Source organism: Microbispora sp. NPDC049633, from assembly GCF_040675265.1.
Classification (GTDB): domain Bacteria; phylum Actinomycetota; class Actinomycetes; order Streptosporangiales; family Streptosporangiaceae; genus Microbispora; species Microbispora maris.
In genome coordinates, this window is record NZ_JBFAOO010000270.1 from 1 (window position 1) to 8,092 (window position 8,092).

4 protein-coding genes are annotated in these 8,092 nt (G+C 68.6%); 3 read left to right on the forward strand and 1 reads right to left on the reverse strand.

The window, feature by feature from the left end:
* The coding region (locus AB0J39_RS36305; protein WP_363473168.1) for a multicopper oxidase domain-containing protein at positions 1-547 on the reverse strand (547 nt) is incomplete at its 3' end.
* A 913-nt stretch (positions 548-1,460) separates the two neighbouring features.
* On the opposite strand from AB0J39_RS36305, the gene AB0J39_RS36310 reads away from it, so the two are divergent.
* The 3 genes from AB0J39_RS36310 to AB0J39_RS36320 form a co-directional block, all read left to right on the forward strand.
* Entirely contained in the window at positions 1,461-5,489 is a 4,029-nt protein-coding gene (locus AB0J39_RS36310) for a ThuA domain-containing protein (RefSeq protein WP_363473171.1), read from the forward strand.
* Positions 5,490-5,680: 191 nt separating this feature from the next.
* Positions 5,681-7,540: a chitobiase/beta-hexosaminidase C-terminal domain-containing protein gene (locus tag AB0J39_RS36315; RefSeq protein ID WP_363473174.1), complete on the forward strand. Its 1,860-nt coding sequence runs from the start codon at positions 5,681-5,683 to the stop codon at positions 7,538-7,540.
* Between the two features lie 172 nt (positions 7,541-7,712).
* On the forward strand, positions 7,713-8,092 hold a 380-nt coding region (locus AB0J39_RS36320), incomplete at its 3' end, for a hypothetical protein (protein ID WP_363473177.1).

The window sequence follows — 8,092 nt, forward strand, 5'->3', positions numbered from 1 at the left end:
CCAGCGGCCCGTAGAGTCCGCGCAGGATGCCGCCGGTGCCGTGGTCGGTGCCCACGACGTGGTCGTGGTAGTGCCAGTAGCCCGCGCTGCCGGGCAGGAAGGTGCCGTCCGGGCGGTCGATCTGGGCGTGGGTGCGCCAGACGTAGGTGCGCCGCCCTCCCGGCTCCACCACGCTGTCGTTCATCCGCGTGCCGTCGCTGCTCGTCTCGTAGTCGACGCCGTGCACGTGCAGGCTGGCGGTCACGTCCGTGTTGTTGACCAGCTCGATCTCGAGGGTCTCACCCTCGATCATCTCGATCAGCGGCCCGGGGATGGTCGCCTTCCCGGGCTCCAGACCGTAGCCCAACTCGTTGCCCGGAAGCTTCTCCACATAAAGGGTCATGCGGCGGACGTCGCCTTTCTCAGGCTCGCCCGTGACCTTGTCGCCCAATGCCGCGTTGGCCTGGCTCGTCCCGACCAGCGGTGCGATCGCGACGGTCGTCGCGGCCGTGGTGAAGGCGCGCCGGGAGAACAGGCCTCGCGTCGTACCCCTGCCTACCTCGGTCATGGTTCCCCAATCCGGTCGTGACGCCTCGCAGCCGTGAGGCGGTAAGTGCTCATGATCCAGGCCCTGGCGGGCCGGTCGCAACGGCGTTACGTCTCGATGCCGGCCCGCCTAGGGGGAGCGACCCGGCCGGGATCGACCGTTGGAGCCAGCCAGCGAAGGCTTTCGACGCCGTAGCTTAAAGCTTTTGATTGAAGTAGGCGATAGTTCTTTCAGAGTGTCAAGAACTAACGTTGTTGACAAGAGAACTTTGCCTCGGGACTGGAAGAAGTTCTGTGAGGCTGCTACGTTGAGCACAAACCACCAATTTGACGCAACCGAATCGCCGCATTCCACGGCGTTTCGAGCATCACCAGTCCCGCCCACGCAACCCCTCCGAGACTCTCCCGAAAGGCTCAGCGGTGCTTCGGCGACACCCCCCACGGCCGACATCCGCCCTGCACGGCTCGCCCCCATTCGCTCTGGCGGGCCTGCGGCTCACACATGCCGGAACACGCCCCGGCGGCACCGCCGCCGGGTGTCGCCGGCATGACGTCTCCCCGCCCTGAACCCGGCAAGACGAACCCTCATCTCGGCCGCCGTCCGACGGGACGGCCGCCGGCCGCCGGCCGCTGCACGCGATCGGCCGGGCGTCCGCGGCGCGCTCCGCGGCGCTCACCCGCCTGCAGCGTGACGACATCTGCGGCGACACCCGCGGCGACAGTGCGACGAACGGCGATGCCGCACGGCCTACGAGCGCCGCGGTGATCGCGCGGCTTCCCCCGGGCTCCCGGTCGGGGCCGATTGGCAAGCGAGAGGAGAAGGGGATCGGTGAAACCCCGTGACCTCCGGCATCCGCGTGCCCGGTCGCCACCACGACCGACCGGGCGACCTCCGCAAGGTGCTGATCCAACCCCCCAACCCGAAGGAGCGAACGATGGGTCGCAGAGACCTGCTCGCACACCCTCGACCACCAGCCTGGCGCCGTGCACTGATCACGGCGTCCACCGCCGCCCTGACGCTGGGACTGGCGACGGTCCCCGCCGCGCAGGCGCAGACCGCATCCGCCCTGACGTTCCCCGCCCTGCAGGCGCAGGCCGACCCCACCACTTCTCAGCAGGACGCCGACAAGCCGGTCACCGTTCTGGTGTTCCACGGTCCGGCCAAGCAGCAGGACGATCCGGTCGACAAGGCCGCGGAGGCCGTCAAGGAGCTGGGCAAGGACAACGGCTTCTCCGTCGAGGTGTCCGAGGACCCGGCCGTCTTCACCTCCAGCAACCTCGCGCGTTACCGCGGCGTGGTGTTCCTGTCGGCCAAGGGCGTGACGCTGAACGCCGCGCAGGAGGCCGCGTTCCAGACCTTCATCAGGGACGGCGGCGGGTTCGTCGGCGTCCACGACGCCGTCCGCGCGCAGGCGGACTCGTCCTGGTTCACGGAGCTGGTCGGCAGCCGCCCCGCCGGCAGCCTGCCGCCCGCCGAGAAGGTCGTGGAGATCGCGGCGAACAGTGACAACCCGCCGAACGAGACCAAAGAGAAGCTGTTCGACGGGAACAACAACAGCAAGTGGCTGACGTTCAACCCGACCGGCTGGGTATCGGCGAAGCTGGAGCAGCCGAAGGCGATCGCGCACTACGCGCTGACCTCGGCCAACGACTTCCCCGGCCGTGACCCGAAGGATTGGACCCTGCAGGGCTCCCAGGACGGGAAGAGCTGGACGGACCTGGACAAGCGGAGCGGTCAGACGTTCCCGCAGCGGTTCCAGACCAAGGAATACAAGTTCGAGAACACCACCTCGTACGCGTACTACCGCCTGAACATCACCGCGAACAGCGGTGAGCCTCTCGTCCAGCTGGCCGAGCTGCGGCTGTTCGGTCCCGACGCCGGGCCTCCGCCGGACAGCCAGGTGCAGAAGGCCACGGTGGACTTCACCGACCGCCAGCACCCGGCGAACAAGGGCCTGCCGTTCAACACGACGCGGTCCGACAGGTGGATGAACTGGAGCCCGAGCCCGCTGGGCAAGGTCCACACGGTCGCGCAGGTCGAGGAGTGGACCTACAAGGCGGGCCTGAACGGCCATGGCGCGTTCCACCCGATCTCGTGGTGCCGCGACTACGACGGCGGCCGGTCCTTCTACACCGGCATGGGCGGCACCGAGGAGAGCTACACCGAGGACGAGCAGTTCCAGAGCCACCTCGGCGGCGCGATCAAGTGGGCGGCCGGTCTGGTCCGTGGCGACTGCCAGGCGACCATCGCGGCGAACTACAAGACCGAGCGGCTGACCGCGCAGAACCAGTCGGGCCAGCTCGACCAGATCGGCGAGCCGCACGGGCTCACCGTCGCCCCCGACGGCAAGGTCTTCTACGTCGGCAAGGCGGCCTGCCCCAGCGGCCCGATCGCCGACTGGAACAACCCGAAGGTCGGCCTCGGCTGTGGCACGATCCACCAGTGGGACCCGAAGACCAAGCAGGTCAAGCTCCTCACCACCCTCGACGTGATGGGCAACCGCGGCAGCGGTGACGAGCTGGTGAAGAACGAGGAGGGTCTCCTCGGCATCACGCCCGACCCCAAGTTCCAGGACAACGGCTGGCTGTACGTCTACTGGATGCCGCACGAGTCGATCGACAGGGACAAGCGGATCGGCAAGCGGACCATCTCCCGGTTCACCTACGACTTCGCCGCCCAGACGATCGACCAGAAGACCCGCAAGGACCTGCTGCAGTGGGACACGCAGATCCACAGCTGCTGCCACGCGGGCGGCGGCATGACCTTCGACGAGGACGGCAACCTGTACGTCGCCTCCGGTGACAGCAACTCCTCGGGCGGATCGAGCGGATACTCCGGGAACAACTGGACCCAGGACTACAAGGGCACCTCGTTCCAGGACGCCCGGCGCACCGCCGGCAACACCAACGACCTGAACGGCAAGATCATCCGTATCCACCCGGAGGCCGACGGGACGTACACCATCCCGGAGGGCAACCTGTTCACCGGGAAGGAAGAGGGCGGCGGCAAGGCCCGCCCGGAGATCTACGTGATGGGTGTCCGCAACGTCACGCGGCTCGCCTGGGACAAGAAGAACGACTGGCTCACCACCGGCTGGGTCGGTCCGGACGCGGGCGCCCCGAGTGAGATCTGGGGCCCGGCGAAGTACGAGACCGCGACGATCATCACGTCCGCGGGCAACCAGGGCTGGCCGTACTGCATGGGCAACAAGCAGCCCTACCGCGACCGCAGCAACACCGACGCCAGCCAGCCGACCGGCTGGTACGACTGCGACGACCTGAAGAACACCTCGCCGCGCAACACCGGCCTGGTCGACATCCCGGCGGCGCGCGACAACATGATCTGGTACTCGCCGCAGGGCGGCGGCCCGGTCTACCCGAAGCGGACCGACGGCAGCGGCCTGCCGACCTACAAGCTGGGCGACGAGACCCTCACCCAGCCCTACCTCTCCGGCGGCGGCCAGGCGGTCATGCCCGGCCCGACCTACCACCGCGACGAGGTCGACACCGACAGCGGTGTCGCGTGGCCGGCGTACTGGGACAACAAGTGGTTCATCGGTGACGAGTCCAACGGGAACAACCGGATCGCGGTCACCGTCGACCCGAAGGGCGTCAAGGACGCCAAGCCGCCGGTCTTCGCCGAGGACCTGCGCGCCATCATCCAGCCCGGCGGCGGCAACACGCAGCTCCAGTCGTGGATGGACGCCAAGTTCGGCCCGGACGGCGCGCTGTACATGCTGGACTACGCCGGTGGCTTCTTCAGCCTCGACCGGAACCAGAAGCTGATCCGCATCTCCTACCAGGGTGGTCCGGCGACGCCTAACCCGAGCCTGGCCACGGTGCGGCCGGAGCGGCAGAGCGCGCCGAAGACCGTGGTGTTCTCCAGCACCCGGGCCGGCGGCGTGAAGTGGGAGTGGGACTTCGGCGACGGCAGCGAGCCGTCGACCGAGGCCGACCCGACGCACACGTACGCGAACTTCGGCACCTACAAGGCCAAGCTGAAGGTCACCTACGCCAACGGCGAGGTGGCGACCGGCGAGGTGGCCGTCGAGATCGCCTGCCCGGCGCCCGACGCCCGGCCGACGGTCCGGCTGCTGGACACCGACACCGGCGTGGCCAACCGCGTCGTCGACGGCGGCTGCACGATCAACGACCTGATCGACGACGAGCGCACGTGGCCGAACCACGCCGAGTTCGTCAGCCACCTCACCGACATGGTGAACGAGCTCAGCAAGGCCGGCGTCATCGACGGCAAGGAGGCCGCCGCGCTCAGCGATGCGGGGGCGAAGTCCGACATCGGCAAGATGAACGGCTACGAGACCATCTTCGACGGGACGCCCGCGTCCCTGCAGGGTTGGAGCCAGGCTCCGACCGGCCGGTTCAACCTGCAGCCGGACGGCACCCTCCGCACCTCCGGGGGGATGGGCATGCTGTGGTACTCGAAGAAGGCGTACGCCGACTTCTCGGTGAGGCTCCAGTTCCGTGACGTCGCACCCGGCACGGCTCGGGCCAACACCGGCGTGTTCGTCCGGTTCCCCGACCTGCGGACCCCGCTTGACCGGCGTCCGACCGGGAGCTGCGGCACGGTCGGGTCGGCCCGCACGTCGGAGGCCTGGGTCGCGGTCTACTGCGGCCACGAGATCCAGATCTACGACGGCGAGGCGGGCGAGTCGCAGAAGACGGGCTCGATCTACAACTTCCAGTCGAACACCCTCGACAAGGCGGGGGCGACCCCGAAGGGCCAGTGGAACGACTACGAGGTCCGGGTGGTCGGGCAGCACTACACGATCATCCGCAACGGCGTCGTGATCAACGAGTTCGACAACACCCCGGGCAAGAAGTCGTCGCGCGCCGGCGACCCGGACACGAGCCTGCGCCAGTTCATCAGCGGGTTCATCGGGCTGCAGAACCACAGCGACACCGACCTCGCGGAGTTCCGCAACATCCGGGTGCGGGAGCTCTAGGGAGAGTCTGACACGATCTAGTCCGGCAACGCCGGAAGCCGGGCGGGGGACTCCTCCGCCCGGCACCCCGCCCCATTCCCTCAGGTGGACCGAAGCCTCTCGGCCGCCGACACACGTTTTGCGAGGTGCGACCTCAGATGCGGATTGCATCGTTACTGGTAGGAAAATCACGGAGGGCGCTGGGCGCCGCCGTGGCAGTGCTGCTGTTGTGCGTGGCACTTCCGGCGCTGTGGCTGTCGCCGGCCAAGGCCGCCGCGCCGCAGCCCGACCCCGGGCCGCAGGTCAACCAGGCCGCGGCACAGGTGCTCACGTGGACCGCCGACAACAGCATGACGGCGTACAAGACCGCGCCGACCACGGCGGTCGCGGGACCCACGACGATCGTCTTCGAGAACAGCATGGCGACCGGCAGCACGTTCGGGATGACGCACACGCTGACCTTCGACTCGACGTCGCCCGAATACAACAACGACGTCAAAGTCAACATCATCGCCAGCCCGTTCGACGTGAACGGCGGCCGGCACGAGGTTCAGGTGAACCTCACCCCCGGCACGTACCGCTTCTTCTGCGCGATCCCCGGTCACTCGGCGATGGTGGGTGAGCTCGTGGTCACCCCCGGCGGCCCCACCGACACGACCGCACCGCAGGTGTCCGCCAACGTGTCGGGCGAGAAGGACGCCGAGGGCAACTACGTCGGTTCCGCGACGGTCACGGTATCGGCGACCGACAGCGAGTCGGGTGTGGACAAGGTGGAGTACGCCCTGGACGGCGGGGCGTTCACGACGTACTCGGCTCCGGTGTCGGTGAACCAGGTGGGCTCCCACACGGTGCAGTACCGGGCGACCGACAAGGCGGGCAACGCCTCGGCCGTGGCGTCGGTGTCGTTCAAGGTGGTCGCGCCGCCTGCCCAGGACACGACCGCGCCGACGGTGTCGGCGCAGGTGACGGGTGACAAGGACGGCGACGGCAACTATGTCGGCTCCGCCACTGTCACGATCACGGCGACCGACAGCGAGTCCGGGGTGGACACGACCGAGTACTCGATCGACGGGCAGCCGTTCGCGCTGTACACCAAGGCGCTCGAGGTGAACCAGCCGGGCAAGCACACCGTGAGCTACCGGGCCACCGACAAGGCCGGCAACACCTCCAACGTCGAATCGGTGGCCTTCACGGTCGCGGACTCGGGGCCGAAGGACACCACCCCGCCGACGGTGTCGGCGGCGGTGACGGGCACCAAGGACGCCGACGGCAACTACGTGAGCTCCGCCACGGTGACGATCACCGCGACCGACACCGAGTCCGGCGTGGACAAGGTGGAGTACTCGCTGGACGACGGGGCGTTCCAGGCCTACACGGCTCCGGTGTCGGTGAACCAGGTCGGCAAGCACACGGTGCGGTACCGGGCCGCCGACAAGGCCGGCAACGCCTCGGAGGCGGGGTCGGTGACCTTCACCGTGGCGGCGCCGAGGCAGGACGACACCACCCCGCCGACGGTGTCGGGGCAGCTCACCGGCATCATGGACTGGGCCTGGAACTACGTGGGCTCGGCCACGCTGACGATCACCGCGACCGACTCCGGCTCCGGCGTGGACACGATCGAATACTCGGCCGACGGGCAGCCGTTCGCGCTGTACACCAAGCCGCTCGTAGTCGACCAGCCGGGAGAGCACACCGTCAGCTACCGGGCCACCGACAAGGCGGGCAACATCTCCGACGTCGCCACCGCCACGTTCACGGTCGTCGTGGCGCCGCCGACCGCCAAGACGCCGCTGACCGTCACCGCCTCGTCCCGCTGCGTGGGCACGTCGGCGTACGTCGCGGTCACGGCGGTCAACGACGGCGATGTGCCGGCGACGATCGAGCTGAACACCCTGTTCGGCAAGAAGACCGTGGCGGACGTGGCTCCGGGCAAGCAGGCCTACCAGTCCTTCAACACCCGGGCCAAGCAGATCGACGCGGGCAAGGTCACCGTCACGGGGACCTCGTTCATCGACGGCAAGAAGGTCACCTCGTCCTACGAGGCCGACTACACCGCGGTCAGCTGCGGCTGACCGCATCGGCGGTGACCACGGTGTACCCCACGATGTACGCCACGATGTACGCCACGATGTACGCCACGGTGTACGACACGGGTGTACGCGCTGGACGCCGCCACAGGAACGCAGTGAACAGGGGCCGGCCGGTGAGCCGGCCGGCCCCGCCCCCCATTCACGGAGCGATCACATGAGAATCACCAGGACCACGCAGGTGCTCGCCGCGTCGGTGCTCGGCGTCGCGCTCGCCGGTGCCGGCCTGGCCGGTCCCGCGCTGGCCGACGACGAGCCCGGCAGCGGCATCGACGTGTCGGTGAACATCCAGCCCACCACCACGCCGGGTCAGCTGTCGATGACCGTGGCCGACAACGACGGGGTGTCGCTGCAGGAGAACGGCTCCGACGCCGCCGCCCGTCAGTTCACCGGCACCCTGCCGACGGTCACGGTGACCGACACCCGCACCCCCGAGGAGATCCCCGACGGGGAGTACTGGGCGGTCGTGGGCCAGGCGAGCCAGTTCGTCGCGGCCGACGACCCGGCCAAGACCATCGGCCCGGAGTACCTGGGCTG